The sequence below is a fragment of the Pseudomonas sp. SIMBA_067 genome (assembly GCF_046534675.1).
GTDB lineage: Bacteria > Pseudomonadota > Gammaproteobacteria > Pseudomonadales > Pseudomonadaceae > Aquipseudomonas > Aquipseudomonas putida.
Window position 1 is genome coordinate 1 of the sequence record NZ_JAWRYH010000588.1, and the last position, 265, is coordinate 265.

The 265-nt window shown below is 48.3% G+C and carries 1 protein-coding gene; it reads left to right on the forward strand.

The genetic code is table 11. The features are described 5' to 3' along the window. On the forward strand, nt 1–265 hold a 265-nt coding region (gene bcp, locus SB765_RS30445; RefSeq protein ID WP_410932596.1), incomplete at both ends, for a thioredoxin-dependent thiol peroxidase.

Sequence of the window (265 nt, forward strand, 5' to 3'; positions counted from 1 at the left end):
TGGGCATCAGCACCGACAAACCGGAAAAACTGTCAAAGTTTGTCGAAAAAGAGCTGCTGAACTTTACCCTGCTCTCCGATGAAAACCATGAAGTCTGCCAGGCGTTTGGCGTCTGGGGTGAAAAAACGTTTATGGGGAAAACCTATGACGGCATTCATCGCATCAGCTTCCTGATAGATGCCGAGGGCAGGATCGAAAAAGTGTTTGATAACTTCAAGACCTCGAATCACCACGACATGGTGCTGGATTACGTCAAGTCAGCCTG